The sequence below is a fragment of the Bradyrhizobium sp. JR4.3 genome (assembly GCF_040547695.1).
In the GTDB taxonomy this organism is placed as follows: Bacteria; Pseudomonadota; Alphaproteobacteria; order Rhizobiales; family Xanthobacteraceae; genus Bradyrhizobium; species Bradyrhizobium canariense.
Window position 1 is genome coordinate 18,082 of sequence record NZ_JBEPQF010000055.1, and the last position, 13,960, is coordinate 32,041.

Annotated in this window: 11 protein-coding genes and 1 pseudogene; 2 read left to right on the top strand and 10 right to left on the bottom strand. The window is 58.7% G+C overall.

Annotation, left to right across the window (positions count from 1 at the left end; genetic code table 11):
* Positions 1–292: 292 nt before the first annotated feature.
* Positions 293–1,402, bottom strand: a complete 1,110-nt coding sequence (locus ABIB91_RS39570; RefSeq protein ID WP_354172422.1) for a DUF2817 domain-containing protein — start codon at positions 1,400–1,402, stop codon at positions 293–295.
* A 96-nt stretch (positions 1,403–1,498) separates the two neighbouring features.
* Positions 1,499–2,200 carry an aspartate/glutamate racemase family protein gene (locus tag ABIB91_RS39575; protein WP_354172424.1) on the bottom strand — a complete coding sequence of 234 codons (702 nt, stop codon included), beginning with the start codon at positions 2,198–2,200 and terminating at the stop codon, positions 1,499–1,501.
* A 609-nt stretch (positions 2,201–2,809) separates the two neighbouring features.
* On the opposite strand from ABIB91_RS39575, the gene ABIB91_RS39580 reads away from it, so the two are divergent.
* Positions 2,810–3,058, top strand: a complete 249-nt coding sequence (locus ABIB91_RS39580; protein ID WP_354172442.1) for a dihydrodipicolinate synthase family protein — start codon at positions 2,810–2,812, stop codon at positions 3,056–3,058.
* Between the two features lie 327 nt (positions 3,059–3,385).
* Here ABIB91_RS39580 and ABIB91_RS39585 read toward each other — a convergent pair whose 3' ends face one another.
* From ABIB91_RS39585 to ABIB91_RS39615, 7 genes are all read right to left on the bottom strand, one after another.
* Entirely contained in the window at positions 3,386–4,030 is a 645-nt protein-coding gene (locus ABIB91_RS39585; protein ID WP_354172426.1) for a 3-oxoacid CoA-transferase subunit B, read from the bottom strand.
* 5 nt (positions 4,031–4,035) lie between these two features.
* The gene (locus tag ABIB91_RS39590) at positions 4,036–4,764 is read right to left on the bottom strand and encodes a CoA transferase subunit A (protein WP_354172428.1); all 729 of its coding nucleotides are present in this window, start codon (positions 4,762–4,764) and stop codon (positions 4,036–4,038) included.
* 688 nt (positions 4,765–5,452) lie between these two features.
* Complete coding sequence (locus tag ABIB91_RS39595; RefSeq protein ID WP_354172430.1) at positions 5,453–5,815, bottom strand: hypothetical protein; 363 nt, start codon at positions 5,813–5,815, stop codon at positions 5,453–5,455.
* A gap of 440 nt (positions 5,816–6,255) precedes the next feature.
* Positions 6,256–7,218 (bottom strand): D-2-hydroxyacid dehydrogenase, encoded by a 963-nt coding sequence (locus tag ABIB91_RS39600; protein WP_354172432.1) that lies wholly within the window; start codon positions 7,216–7,218, stop codon positions 6,256–6,258.
* Positions 7,219–7,303: 85 nt separating this feature from the next.
* On the bottom strand, positions 7,304–8,395 hold the full coding sequence (locus ABIB91_RS39605) for an ABC transporter ATP-binding protein (protein WP_354172434.1): 1,092 nt from the start codon (positions 8,393–8,395) through the stop codon (positions 7,304–7,306).
* Positions 8,396–8,441: 46 nt separating this feature from the next.
* The gene (locus ABIB91_RS39610) at positions 8,442–10,208 is read right to left on the bottom strand and encodes an ABC transporter permease subunit (RefSeq protein WP_354172436.1); all 1,767 of its coding nucleotides are present in this window, start codon (positions 10,206–10,208) and stop codon (positions 8,442–8,444) included.
* Positions 10,205–11,344, bottom strand: coding sequence for an ABC transporter substrate-binding protein (locus tag ABIB91_RS39615; protein ID WP_354172438.1), 1,140 nt, complete (start codon positions 11,342–11,344; stop codon positions 10,205–10,207). The genes ABIB91_RS39610 and ABIB91_RS39615 overlap by 4 nt, the downstream gene beginning before the upstream one ends.
* Positions 11,345–11,980: 636 nt before the next feature.
* Between ABIB91_RS39615 and ABIB91_RS39620 the strand changes: the two genes are divergently transcribed.
* Positions 11,981–13,153: a M24 family metallopeptidase gene (locus ABIB91_RS39620; protein ID WP_354172440.1), complete on the top strand. Its 1,173-nt coding sequence runs from the start codon at positions 11,981–11,983 to the stop codon at positions 13,151–13,153.
* Between the two features lie 375 nt (positions 13,154–13,528).
* On the opposite strand, the pseudogene ABIB91_RS39625 reads toward ABIB91_RS39620, so the two are convergent.
* Positions 13,529–13,771: pseudogene (locus ABIB91_RS39625) on the bottom strand (IS256 family transposase); the annotation flags it as partial.
* Positions 13,772–13,960: the final 189 nt, after the last annotated feature.

Consider the following 13,960-nt stretch of genomic DNA (forward strand, 5'->3'; position numbering starts at 1 on the left):
TGATGCGTTTGCGAACACCGGCATCATAAGCCGGGTACCAAGCTGGATTGTTCGCGCGGCGGAGACTTTCCAGCGCGATCAGCGAGCTGTAGAACGGATCATCTGCACATCATTCCCATGCAATCGCGAGGAATCGGCGCCAGAGCGCCGAATAGCCACAGTGTGGCGACGTCCGTGGGGTGATATCGAACGACTTTGCCCCTTCGAACAGCTTTGAGCGCCGCCCCTGATCGTTTCGGCCTTCTACAACCCACCATGTTCGGCCAGGAGCATAAGGCGAAGTGACACCGCGCTACGTCCGCAAGCCTTCGATCATCTGCCGGTGAACCTGGCGACAGCGGCATAGCACCATCTCCTTCCAATCCGCTCTATCAGGATAAAAGTGCTGCTTCACCCGTTCTCGAATCTTATAGCCAACAGCTGTTTCGATCTCCGTCTGACCATAGGCGTAAAGCCAATGGTCAGCGCGCATCACCGGCCTGCCTGCTTCCGCAGGATAGGTGCCGAACTCCAAGCAGACATATACGTGTCGATTACCGAGAAGCCGCTGCCAATAGTCATCCTGCGTGCCGTTGAGCACTACAGCCGATGAGGTACCAAGTTCGGGCGATGTGACCGAAAGGCCGAAAATATCACGTGCGCGCTGGTATCCTGACATGCCGGAAGCCTGCTCGCATTGAAGCTCACCGTAACCATAAGGTCCGAGACCGGTATGGTAGTCGATCACGAGAACAAAGGTACGCGACTCGATACCATAGTCTGAGACGATGCGTTCGAGCGTTTGCCGTGCCCCCGTCGGGCCAAACCCGCCGAAAAACATTCCGGTTGGATGTCGGTACTGCCCGCTGCTGCGAGCCTTTCGGAGAGCAAGTTCGCCATGCTCTTTGCGGAATCTCTCGATTACCGCCTCGGCAGCGACGAGCACTGGTCCGTCAAGCTCTCGCGGCACAAGACAGTCAGCAAGCAGGTCGTAGGCCTCGTTACGAGGCAAGGACGCGGTGAAATCAACGAAGTTTCGATTGAGGTCACAGCCTTCTTGCGTCACGCGGCGATCCCATGCAAATCCATAAGGATTCAGGGCATGGATCAGTAACATTGCTTCATCAGATTTGAGCCTCTCGTAACCACGCCCTGCCAACCAATCGAGCTGTGCCGCGGATCCACAATATCCTTCGGCGCCATGCGTGGCCGATACCAGAATGCCCACCTTCGGAGCGCGCCGGTCACCAAACCAGACAACATCGGTCGAAAGCTCTTCCCCACGAGGCCCTAGGGCTGGCGACGGATAGACTGCAGCTTGGCCAACGCCGCTCTTTGCAACGTACTCGCGAAACTTTTCACGAGCTTCGAAATAATTCGATGCAAAGTGTTTGTTCGCTGCGTCGACAATGGCATCGTTCATGGAGGCTCCAATCAAGTAGTCAAACGGCGAAGTACAGGAGCATCGTGCATGGCACTCACTTGTTGCACGACGCACTCCTTCACATAAACGAACGACTTAGGTGACAGACGCCATCGCCATTCGACAGAGGTTGGTGATATCGTACACGGGCAACTGCGTAATACGACGGATTGCAGGGGCGACAATTGGGAACGCCGCACACTCGAACAGGATGACTGCGATCTCCGGATGCGCGGCGCGAAGGCGTGCAACACAGGCGGCAACTTCGGTTTCCACAGCGGTAACATCCGTCGGCGGTGGCGGACGTTTCAGCTCGTCATGCCAATACTTGCCACCTTCGATGCCGCCGATCACGATTTTGGCGCGCTCGGCCGGATCATCGATCCCGAGCAGCTCTTGACCGCAATGGGTCGAATCGTAAGTCAGGACGGCAAATTTGGCAGCAGGAGACACCTGGCGGACCAATGTGGGCAGAAGGAGCAGACTCGACGTCAGCACGGGCACGTTCACCGAGGCGGCTATGGCTGCCTGATGCCGGATAGAGAAGCCGCAGGTCGAGCTGATCGCGACGGCGCCTCGCTCGACCAGGCGTCGGGCTGCTGCGATGAACGCCGGCTCGAGCGCCGGATCTCCGCGAACGACATTCTCCACCCAGGCTCCCGACACGGTCTCGCCGATGGTCGGGAAACTGAATGTATCCGGATTCAGCATTGAGCCGAGCGGCGATTTCGGCGGCTGCGCGCCGAAACTCACGCCGCGTTCGAGCTGCAGGATTCCGAGAGCGCGTTGCGATGTCATAGCCCAAGGATAACCCTCATTTGGCGCCGGATCCCTTTAATCTGCGCGCCAACGTGTCCGAATTTATGCGTCTGATCGCGGATTTTTGAAGGCTCGGGCGAGCTCACACAGGAATGTCAGTACTGCATCTGGCCCGGCGTCCGCTTCAGCAGCGGAGGCGATACCCGAGCTTCAACCCCGGTGATGGGCAACAGAGAGATCTGCACCTGTTGGCAACTCGCAATACGTCCACGCGGCCCTCAGGCCCAGTTCTCAAACCCATGCTCGACGATCGATCATTTGAAAGTCGGCATGTCGAGGTTGACACGACTAGGAACGTCAGTGGCCTCTGTAACAGATCGGAAAATCGCCAGCTCACGGCATTGTTCGTCTGAGCTGACAGCTGCACGGCGGCTGACGGTTTGCGCCTCTATATGCGGCGAACCCATTGCCGGATTTCTGCGCGATTAACTGCGCCTTGCAGGAAAAGAACCGGCATTGTGGATACAGTCGCTCACTATTCCAGGGATTGCAGAGCTTGCAACACATGAAGCTCGACGATACGGCCGCTGGTGTGAACAAATCGATGGCCGTGCCTCAGTTGGAAACACGCCCAAGGCCCTGTCCTGGGTGGCGGCTGTCACTCCTTGCGACAGTACTGGCCGGTTCGATCCTGGTGCAATGCGCGCCATTATGGAATGGCACAAGCAGGCCGGAGCCGATGGCATCGTCGTCCTCGGCATCACGGGTGAGCTTCCCTCCTTCTCGGTGGCCGCGCGCAAGCAGGTCGCAGAGACCGTCCTGAACAACAAGAATGGACTGAACGTCATCATCGGCCCCGGGACGCCCAACATCGCCGAGACGATTGAGCTAGCCTAACACGCGGAGGCGCACGGTGCCGATGGCCTGCTTGTGATTCCTCCCTTTTATTTCCACCGGCCGCCGGTCGAAGGTCGAAGGTCGAAGGTCGAAGGTCGAAGGTCTTACGGCCTACTTTTCCATGCTGCTTGATACAGTCCAGCTTTCGACCAACCTCTATCATTAATCCGTAGACAAGCCAAGTGCCTCTCAGCCTCCAGCTAATCAAGAGCCTGCAGCATTATCCGCATCTCGCCGGTATCAAGGACTCGAGCGGCGAGCCCCTCGGATACACGCATAGTGACCAAGCTGGAGTGGCAACAATTCTTCATGATAACACTATTAGAATCATTTCAGCGCTACACCGAACTCGGCTTCGGTCTTGGACTTCACTTCGTCGAGCGTGACGCCGTCGGCGAGCTCGATCAGCGCCATGCCGTCCTTGCCGTGCTTGTCGACGGTGAAGACGGCGAGATCCGTCACCACCATGTCGACGACCTTCTCGCCGGTCAGCGGCAGATTGCACTTCTTCAAGAGTTTCGGGCCGTCCTTGGCGGAATGCTCCATCACCACGACGACGCGCTTGACCCCGGCGACGAGATCCATCGCGCCGCCCATGCCCTTGACCATCTTGCCGGGGATCATCCAGTTGGCGAGGTCGCCGTTCTGTGCCACCTGCATCGCGCCGAGGATCGAAAGATTGATATGGCCGCCGCGCACCATGGCGAAGGATTCAGCCGAGGAGAAATAGCTGGTGTCGGGCAACTCGCTGACCGTCTGCTTGCCAGCATTGATCAGGTCGGCGTCTTCCTCGCCCTCATAGGGGAACGGTCCCATGCCGAGCATGCCGTTCTCGCTCTGCAGCGAGACGTCGATGCCATCGGGGATGTAGTTCGAGACTAGCGTCGGAATGCCGATGCCGAGATTGACGTAGTAACCGTCGCGCAACTCCTTGGCGGCGCGCGCGGCCATCTGTTCGCGGGTCCAGGCCATCAGACTTAACTCCCAGTTGCTGCCGCAGCCGCGTCGGGGCGCGGGCGGGTGTTGCGGAATTCGATCCGCTTTTTGCCGGTGCCGACCTCGATCATGCGCTTGACGAAAATGCCGGGCGTATGAATGTGGTCGGGGTCGATCTCGCCGGCCGGCACCAGATGCTCGACCTCGGCGATAGTGACCTTGGCCGCGGTCGCCATCATCGGATTGAAGTTCCGCGCGGTCTTGCGGTAGACGAGGTTGCCCGCGGTATCGCCCTTCCATGCGTGGACGATGGCGAGTTCGGCGATCAGGCCGCGCTCCATGATGTACTTCTCGCCGTCGAATTCCTTCACTTCCTTGCCTTCGGCGATCAGCGTGCCGACACCGGTCTTGGTGAAGAAGGCCGGGATACCGGCGCCGCCGGCGCGAATGCGCTCGGCCAGCGTGCCCTGCGGATTGAATTCGAGTTCCAGTTCGCCGGCGAGATATTGCTGGGCGAACAGCTTATTCTCGCCGACATAGGACGAGATCATCTTCTTGATCTGCCGCGTTTCCAGCAGCCGGCTGAGGCCGATGCCGTCGACGCCGGCATTGTTGGAGATCACGGTGAGGTTCTTGACGCCGGAGTCGCGAATCGCGTTCGACAGTATTTCCGGAATGCCGCACAGGCCAAACCCGCCGGACATGATCGTCATATCGTCCTTGAGAATGCCGTCGAGCGCCGACTTTGCGTCGGGATAGACCTTGTTCATCGTCCTGTTACCCAGCAATGGTCATTCAACGATCGCATATATATCGTTTAGATGCGCATTAAAGCGAGCCTGAACCGCCGCTCCGCGGCGAGCGGGCGATGGTGCTTTCGACGTTAGAACTAGAACGTCGCCAGAGCCGAAATTCAGTAATGAAAGATCGGGTCTCGACGAAATTCAGCATGAGTTACGGAAATACGAGGTTTTCATATTGCACATGCGCACGGCGAGAAGGGGTGCAGCCGTTACGCGCGGCGCCGGGCTACTCGTGGATACTGCGAATAGGAGCAGCGCGATTATCCAGCCGTACCGGTTGGCGTTTTACGCACGAGGTCCGTGTAATTTCGGAAAGCCTGCCATCGAACATAGCGGCTTAATGCATGGCCGGTTAGTTCCGCGCCTGCTGAAACACTGTATCCCAATCGACGCGGCCAGCTCGGTTCATCGCCCTTACTTGTGCCGCGCCGAAATCGGCGAGCACACCCACGACCTTTATTCCTGTCCGCCTGGTGAACGGATCAAAGACATTTTTTGGAATACCCCCGGTGAAAGATCCGCCGCCGCTGCCCGCAAGCCTTTCCTTGCGCCCAGGAGGCCCTCGCTTTGGCGACGAACGGCACGCTAACCAGGGCTGCTGCTGATTGGAGTAGTGAGCATCAGCTCACCCATAGCATGAACGGTCCGAGGAATCCTAATTTACGCTTCGTATTCCTCCCCCGCGAAAGCCAAACGAAATTGCTACGACCGGCAGAGCGCGCCGGAAGGGATCGAGGCGGTGCCCTACACGGTTCAGCTGCCTTTTTTGGATCTCGTTCAGCTTCCCGATACGGAACCGCACGAGCAATTCGTCGAGAACATGCGATGCAGGTCGTCGAGCAGCGTCCAGCCAAGCTCGCCGGACATCACACGCTGCATGGCCGGCGCGCCAAGCGAGCGTGAACTCGTCACCGCTTACGCCCAGGTCCATCGCATCGAGTTCGCGGACCAGGCTGGTGTGCCAGTCAACGACGGTGCCAAAGACGGCGAAAGCCAAAACCTGAGGGAGCGGTTTCATTGGAGACCCCAGAAGCATTCCCTTGATGCATGTGGCCGCCGTAAACGTTTATGGTATAAAGCACCTGGTATTCCTTCTTACTCATGACGCTCCCCTCATTTGTGCCGACTAGTCGGGCGCTTCCATGGTTCGAATCATATCGATGCTCTCGAAAAACCCTGGATTTCTCGACTAAAGTGAGCACTGCATATGATCGCTTTCATGGAATCGATCGTCTAGTTCGATCTGTGAGTAAACTTATGCCAGAAAGCAACCCCTCGGGGAGCGAGAGGTCAGCAGACCGGGTGCCCGCGGCTCGCGCTATCGCTCTGCGCTCCGCAGGCACTGCCCACGGTGGTCGATCGAGTACACGATGGATCTCGTCGCGCAGCCGCAGATCGGGATGTTGGATGATGCGCTCCGGCAATCGGCTCAGGCTGATTTCCAACGCTCTGCTGCATTCAGTAGCCGCGTTGCAGATCGACCACATTGTTCAGTTTCTGCCCGTTCATAAATCGCTCGATATTATCTCCGAATATGGAGAACACCCGCTCCGTATAGTTAGTTGGACTTCCCGCCACGTGCGGCGTTGCAATCACGTTCGGCATGTCCCACAGCGGACTGTTCTGCGGTAGCGGCTCTCGCTCAAATACGTCGAGCATCGCACCAGCGAATGCACCTGCCTTCAATGCCCTGATCAGTTCGGCCTCAGCGATGACATTGCCTCGCGCGATGTTGATCAAATAGGCGTCGTGTCGCATGCTCGACAACTCGGCTGCGCCAAGGAGGCCCACCGTTTCAGCCGTTGCGGGCAGCGCCAGGACTACGAAGTCACAGAGCGGCAGCAAGTCCCGAAGCGCATCGGAGGCGAACAGCCTATCAACGCCTTCGACGGGGACAGATACGTCGCGCTTCGAGCCGACGACTGTCATCCCAGTACTCTTCGCGCGCCGGGCGATGGTCGCACCGATGGAGCCTAGGCCGACAACACCGAGCGTCTTTTCGGCCAATGGAGTCACGTAGCGCGGATTCCATTTTCGCTCCGCCTGCTCTCGAACAAATCTGCGAAAATCCCAGTGCAGCATTGTCACGCCGGCCATCACATAATCTGCGATGACGTCACCATGGATGCCGCGTGCATTGGTCACCGTGACGTGAGCCGCCCTGTCCCGGACAGCGAGAATAGAATCGACACCGGCGTTAGTGCATTGGAACCAACGCAGTTTCTTCGCCCGATCGAACAGTTCGACGGGGAAGCGAGCCGCAAGCAGCGCGTCTGCCTCCCCTATGTGACGCTCGAGGCGGCTGGGGTCAGGCGCGACAATCGTGCGAACTTGTGGAAAACGCTCGCCAATGAGTCGCGCATAGGCTTCAGCTGCGGTGTGGTTGAGAACAATTGTAAAGTTTGTATTTTCACCGGCCATGTTACATCCGTCGGTTTGAAAGGTGGTACTCGGCATTTTCGAAGGCCGGCAAGGCTTGACTTGGCGTGGAAGCGATATCGGCGAGTTATTGTGTCAGGATGGTTGCATCGTTTGCGGCCCAGGAGGCGAAGCAGGCGTCGCCCATTCGAGGCATGGAGTCGCTCGAGAGGTTGAGCACCTTCGAGGTCAGCTGCAGGCCTGAATCGCTGCGGAACTCGAGGATCGTCGCGTCTCCGACGAACATCATGTCGGTAACGCGTCCCTGGATCGCGCTTGAGTTCGGGCTGGTGGTCAGCTCGATGCGCAAATGTTCGGGTCGCACGCAAAGCGTCGCATCCCTGTCACCGTCAGGGCATTGCGCTGCGGGTAAGCGCTCGCCCGCAGGGCCCTGAGCGACACCGGATGTGATCTTGACAGGAATGAGGTTGACCTCACCGACGAAGCCCGCCACGAACAAGTCGGCCGGCCTGCGATAGATGTCCTGCGGTGCGGCGACCTGCCGTATGCGGCCCTCGTGCATCACCGCGACCCGATCGGACATGGCCAGCGCCTCATCCTGATCGTGCGTGACATAGATCATCGTCTTGCCGACTTGCTTGTGCAGGGTCTTGATCTCGTTTCGAAGATGCTGGCGCAACTTCTTGTCCAGCGCACCCAGGGGCTCGTCCAGGAGGAGAACGGGCGGATCGAAAGCCAGTGCCCTGGCGATCGCCACTCTCTGCTGCTGACCGCCGGACAATTGGTGTGGGTAGCGTGAGGCCAACGTGTCGAGATGCACCTGCTCGAGAACGTGACGCACGCGCGCTTCGAGCTCTGCCTTCGCCACACGTCTCATGCTCAGTGGATAGGCAACGTTCTCGGCAACCGTCATGTGCGGGAACAGAGCGTAGTTCTGGAAAATCACGCCGAGCTCGCGACGGTGCGCGGGCAGGCGCGTGATGTCCTTGTCATCCAGCAGCACCTGACCGCTGTCCGGCATCTCGAATCCAGCGATCATCATGAGGGTTGTTGTTTTGCCGGATCCGCTGGGCCCCAGCAACGAGATGAACTCTCCGGGTGATACGGAAAGACTGACATCGTCGACGGCAGTTGCACCAGCGTAGCGCTTTTGCAGGTTATGCAGCGCAATTCCTGCGGTTTTCACATCAGTGCCGCTCGTCCTGGCTTTCATCAACATTTCGGCTCCCTAGAGTAACTTGATGCTTGGCTCTCTCGGCCTGTGCTCAGGTCCGGGCTGTCCGGTATTTCTTTTGCCGCTGCAGCAGGGCTCCGAGGATGATGACAATCGCCGCGAACACCATCTGCAGCGTCGCCACGGCGGCAATGGTGGGGTTGATGTCCTGGTTGATCCCGTCCCACATGCGCATGGGCAACGTGGTGATCCTCCCGATCCCGAGAAACAGCACGTAGACGACGTCGTCGAACGAGGTCAGGAAGGCAAAGAAGGCGGCGACGATCAAAGCCGGCATAACCAGCGGGGCCACGATCGTGCGGAAGGTGGCCAAAGGGTTGGCGCCAAGGCTGCGCGCCGCACGCTCGTATGTCGGGTCGAGGTCGCGCAGATTGGCAACCACGATCACCACTACGAAGGGAATGGCTTGGACCGTGTGGCCAAGCGCCAATCCGAATTCGGTACCCTGAAGGCCCACCTGCACCAGCAGGAAGTAGGTCGCGACCGCCACGACGATGGTCGGCATGATGATCGGCGAGAGCACGAGCGCGACCATTGCTCCGCGACCGCGGATGTTACCGCGCGACAGGCCAAAGGCAAGCATGCCCCCGAGCAAAGTCGCCATGCCGGTCGTCATCAGGGCGACGCGCACGCTGGCGAACGTTGCGCGTATCCACAAAGCATTGGAGAAATAGCCGTAGTAGTTGCGCAGCGAGTACCCCGGCACGGGGAAGACGAAATAGGACGAAGAGCTGAACGACAGATAGGCGACGATCAGGACCGGCAGCAGGAGAAGCATTCCCAGCAAACCTGCCAGAATCGGGATGCCCCGGCCTCCGATCGAAGGCAGCCAGCGATCAAGCGCATTTGCTGCGGAGCCGACTCGCATCAGCCATTGGGCGCCCATTTGGCGCCGGACGGGCTTTCCCGAACCGGCCTTTTGGTCAGAGAATCCCAGAAGCTGCTCAATTGGGAAGAAGCGCGAGCCGATCCACAACATGGCCAGGACGACCGCGAGCAGGACCATGGCCAGCGCCGAGCCGAAGTTCCAATTGAGCTGCTCCACGATCTGGGAGCTGATCGCCATCGTGATGGTGAGATCGGATATGCCGCCGAGCAAGGCCGGCGTGATGTAGAAGCCCAGACAATAAATAAAAGCGAGCAGTATTCCGGCAACGACGCCCGGCAGGCTAAGCGGCAGGAACACGGTGAGAAAGGCGGCGGTCGGACTCGCCCCGTTCGCTCTTGCTGCACGCAGCAGCTTCTGGTCGATGCTGGACATCACCGTGTACATCGGCAGGATCATGAGGGGCATGATGATGTGGGTCATACCGACGATCACGCCGAAGCGGTTGTAGAGCAAGGCGACCGGTTGGGAGACCCAGCCGAGTTCGAGCAGGATGCTGTTAACGACACCATTGCGCCCGAGAAGGAGGATCCAGGCGAAGGTCCGCGCCAGCGCGCTGCTGAAGTACGGCAGCACGACCGCGACGAGCAGGATTGTGCGCAATATCGCGCCACCAGTAGCCAGGGCGTAGGCGACGGGATAGCTGAGGATGAAGGCGAGCGCGGTCACCGAAACGCTGATCTGCAGCGTGGTGAGGAACACGGTGAGGTAGACCGGGTTTTCGCCGATGCGTATGAAATTTGCCAAGGTCCAGCCTGGCATCCCAAGCGCAAGCAACGACAGCCCAGCGAGCGGCAACACGAACAGCACCATAAGGTAGATGCTTCCAGGCAGCAGCAGCCAGGCCCACGGTGTGGGCCGGGCCGCGGTAGACGGCAAGGACGACCGCCCCTCGATTGCGATTGAGCTCATTGTGCCCGCCATGCCAGCCACCGCTCCTGAATATGATCTGCATTGGTCTTGCCATCCGGTCGCTTCCCCGTGAGCCAGACAGAGTCCTCAAGGACATATTTGGCAGCATTTTCCGAGTTGATGCTGACCAGCGGGATCAGCTCGGCCGGCAGATACTTGAGCTGATTTGTATTCGGGCCGGGATAGCCGGTCCCTTGCGTAAATCCCGCAGCGACCTGGGCGCGGTTCACGAACGCGATCAGCTTTTGCGCGTTCTTGCTGTTCGGGCCGCCCTTGAGAACCGTCCAGTAGTTTTGGTTCATATAGGCGCCCTCCCACACGATGCGAACGGGGCCGCCCTGCTGGATGGCGGCGATTGCACGACCATCGTAGCAGCTCGCCATCGCGTATTCGCGGTTAATGAGCTTCTGTGCGGGCTCCCCTCCTGCCGTCCACCACTTCGCCACCTGCGGCCTGATCTGATCGAGCTTCTTCAGCGCCCGGTCGATCTTGTCGTCGGAGAGCGGCCAGATGTCTTTGTGGGCGACACCGTCTGCGAGCAACGCAAACACGATGCTCCGCTTCCCGAGGGGCGCATCGAGACCCCGCGGCCCCTGGAAATTCTTGACGTCCCAGAAATCCGCCCAGTTCTTCGGACCATCTTTTGGAAACGAGCGCTGATCATAAGCGAGCAGCGTCGCAGTTTGGAGGCCAACGACCATGTCTTCGAACCGGGCCGATTTGGGCGTCCCCTGGAGCGACTCTTCGTCCCATAGACTGTAATCGATGGGCAGAAACATGCCGGCCTCGTGCATGGCCGGGTAGTTGTAGGCCTGGATGAAAGCGGTGTCCCAATCGACCCGTCCAGCCTGGTTCATTGCCCGCACCTGCGGCTCGGAAAAATCGGCCGTCACGTCGACGACGGAGATGCCCGTTGCCTTCGTGAACGGTTCATAGACCTGCTTGCGAATGCCTTCGGTGAAAGAGCCCCCATAGCTGAACACGACGACCTCGCCACCGCCGGCGAGCTTCTCCTGCGCAAAGGCGGCTGTGGCTTTGGCCACGAACGGCATGCTCAACAAACCCGCCGTCGATCGAAGGACCGAGCGTCGGCTCACGCCAGGGCATGAACGTCCCTCAGAAACTTGTTTGGTCATGACACCCTCCGGCCAATAGGAAACAAGATCGATCTTCGTGCGTAACGTCCAAGATTAGTTAAAGCTGCATATCTGCCGAAATTGCGCAAAAATTACACAAAGAGAGATGAAATCGTGCAAATAATATGAAAACTGATACCTTTTTCGCTTAATCCGGGGCACATCCGTAGCGCAGCGTCTCCGTTACTGCGGATGGTATCTGCCTAATCCAAGTTGCCCTGACGTTGAGATTGCACCCGCCCCAGTGAGCCGCGCCCTTCGAATGAAGCAATCGAAGTCAAACCCACGCGCCTATTCCGCCTCGATCAGATTGCAATCTCGCAATCCGCGGCACTGGGAACTTTCGAGCCTAGTGGACGCCGATCAACGTGAGGGCACCAAGTTCGTGACAGATGAGCTTCACTGGCTACCTGCGGTTCTTCGGCGGACGGGCAGCAGCGATTAACACCTGTCTCTGCGGTGCGTGACAAATACAGCATGAATCATAGCCGCGGTCCCACCTGCATTCCAGACTGCAGAATTCCAGCGATGGAGCCCCATATATCAACGAAATTGAGCTGCAAGCGCCCAGTACCATGGTTGTCTCGCGTCGGTCAGGCCGACTTTCGAGAAACGAGATCCGATGGAGCTACGACAATGATGATCAGCAAAGGACCGCAGGCATTCCCGCGATCAGAGTACCTGCGAAGGCTTGCTGCAGTGAAATCAGAAGTGTCACGACGCGGAATCGATGCGGTGGTCCTAAGTAACTCCCGCAGCATTACCTACCTGACGGGCTATACAGCGCGATCAGCTTATGTCCCGCAAGCGCTAGTCGTGTCGAACCAAAAGGAGGAACCCACGTTTATCCTGCGTCGCATGGATGTGCCCGCAGCGATCCATCAGTCGTTTCTGGCACGTGCGAACGTGGTCGGCTATCCAGAAAATCTCGTCGGCAATGGTGACGTGGACGGCTTCGACACGGTGATCGATTTCCTCCATGAGCTCGGCGTGACAAACCGTGGGTTGGGGCTCGAACTAGGCGATCTTTCAGCGAAGGCAGCCGAAAAGTTCAAAGTGCGGTTGCCAAAAGCGATCCTAGTGGATTGCACCAAGATTGTTGCCTGGATTCGAACGGTTAAGTCCGATCTTGAGATATCCGTCATGCGGGAAGCCGCAGCCATCGCAGATGCAGCAATCATGCGTGCGAGAGAAGTGATTCGTCCTGGTGTACGGGAGGCCGATGCCATGGCCGAGATCGCCGCGACACTGGCGCGCGGTGCCAATGGCAACCCAGGAACGGATTTTGCGAACATGTTCTTCTGCTCTTCGCCCCGCACAGGTACGTGCCACATTCGGTGGAGTGAAGACGTCATTCGCCATGGGTCGCAGGTTAATCTTGAGCTCGGCGGCGTGCGCCACGGGTATGTTGCCGCAATTATGCGCACCTTCTCAGTTGGAGCACCATCGGATCGCCTGCGCCGCCTGCACGAGGCAGAGCTCTCCGGTTTGGAAGCGGCGCTGAATACGGTCCGACCCGGTGCCACCTGCAGCGACGTAGCCAACGCCTTCTACCGAACAATCGGAAAGCACGGCTTCAAGAAGGAATCGCGCTGCGGCTACGCGATCGGGATTGATTGGCTGGAGCCCACTGCGAGTCTCATGGATGGCGACATGACAGAGTTGAAGCCGAACATGACTTTTCATCTGATGCTGGGCAACTGGATTGATGAGGATTTCGGCTACGTCCTTAGCGAGACATTTCGCGTTACCGAGTCAGGCTTCGAAGCATTGACCCGTGCGCCACGGGAGCTTTTTGAAATCAGCTAGGACGTGCACTCACAAAGTTTCGAAGGTAGTGGCTCTCTGCGACAGCGACCACTCTTGACAGGCGCAGCAAATGCGCAATGGCCCGAACAGCAAACGCTAAGATGCTGAGGGTCTTCAAGCTCAAGTTAATGGTCCTCCTCGTGGAGATAGAGGTAAAACCTCTTGAGCTGGCGCGCCAAGCCGGCGAAGCCCCACGGAATGTTCGTCAGCAACACTCGATCGTCTTTTTGTGATTCCAGCCTTGGCAGGCTGATCTTTGTAGTACTCTGCAAACCAGCGGCATTCGCCAGCGGTCGGCAAATCCATACCCTTGGGCAGTGGTGGCGGCCATCAACTGGCGAGCTATCGCCAAATTTTGGCGGCGGCCTGAGCCGGTCAGGCGCCGGCGGTTGTGGGCTGGCGGTCAGTCGGTTTGGTGATGACCTCGATCCCGTCGGCGAATGTCACACCGAGAACGAGTTTTGGCAACTGGTTTGTGGCCATCGAGGCGACGCCAGCTTTTCTGCGCGGCCTCGAGCAGCTTGAAGACCATCGCGAGCGCGGTCGTGTTGGACAGGCATCCCTTCGATCGGATCGTGCAATGGCGCACGGTAGCGAGGTGCTTTCAACGGGATTGGTAACGGGTATGAGAGTTTCTCGGTGCCGATGTTCCGCTGCGATATTCAGGATCGTAGCGTATGGTGCGACCATCGGGACAGAGGCACCGGGAGCGCGAAGGTGCGGGCTGGCCGATGCATTCGATGAGCCGCGAGCTCGAGTTAGTAGCTGGCCGCCTCTGCGACTCGCCCGGTTGCGCTGAGAGCGCGA

Excerpts from the sequence above, each read along its gene's own strand:
- ABIB91_RS39570 (WP_354172422.1), bottom strand. The coding sequence starts at position 1,402 with ATGAACGATGCCATTGTCGACGCAGCGAACAAACACTTTGCATCGAAT.
- ABIB91_RS39575 (WP_354172424.1), bottom strand. The coding sequence starts at position 2,200 with ATGACATCGCAACGCGCTCTCGGAATCCTGCAGCTCGAACGCGGCGTG.
- ABIB91_RS39585 (WP_354172426.1), bottom strand. The coding sequence starts at position 4,030 with ATGGCCTGGACCCGCGAACAGATGGCCGCGCGCGCCGCCAAGGAGTTG.
- ABIB91_RS39590 (WP_354172428.1), bottom strand. The coding sequence starts at position 4,764 with ATGAACAAGGTCTATCCCGACGCAAAGTCGGCGCTCGACGGCATTCTC.
- ABIB91_RS39595 (WP_354172430.1), bottom strand. The coding sequence starts at position 5,815 with ATGAAACCGCTCCCTCAGGTTTTGGCTTTCGCCGTCTTTGGCACCGTC.
- ABIB91_RS39600 (WP_354172432.1), bottom strand. The coding sequence starts at position 7,218 with ATGGCCGGTGAAAATACAAACTTTACAATTGTTCTCAACCACACCGCA.
- ABIB91_RS39605 (WP_354172434.1), bottom strand. The coding sequence starts at position 8,395 with ATGTTGATGAAAGCCAGGACGAGCGGCACTGATGTGAAAACCGCAGGA.
- ABIB91_RS39610 (WP_354172436.1), bottom strand. The coding sequence starts at position 10,208 with ATGAGCTCAATCGCAATCGAGGGGCGGTCGTCCTTGCCGTCTACCGCG.
- ABIB91_RS39615 (WP_354172438.1), bottom strand. The coding sequence starts at position 11,344 with ATGACCAAACAAGTTTCTGAGGGACGTTCATGCCCTGGCGTGAGCCGA.
- ABIB91_RS39620 (WP_354172440.1), top strand. The coding sequence starts at position 11,981 with ATGATGATCAGCAAAGGACCGCAGGCATTCCCGCGATCAGAGTACCTG.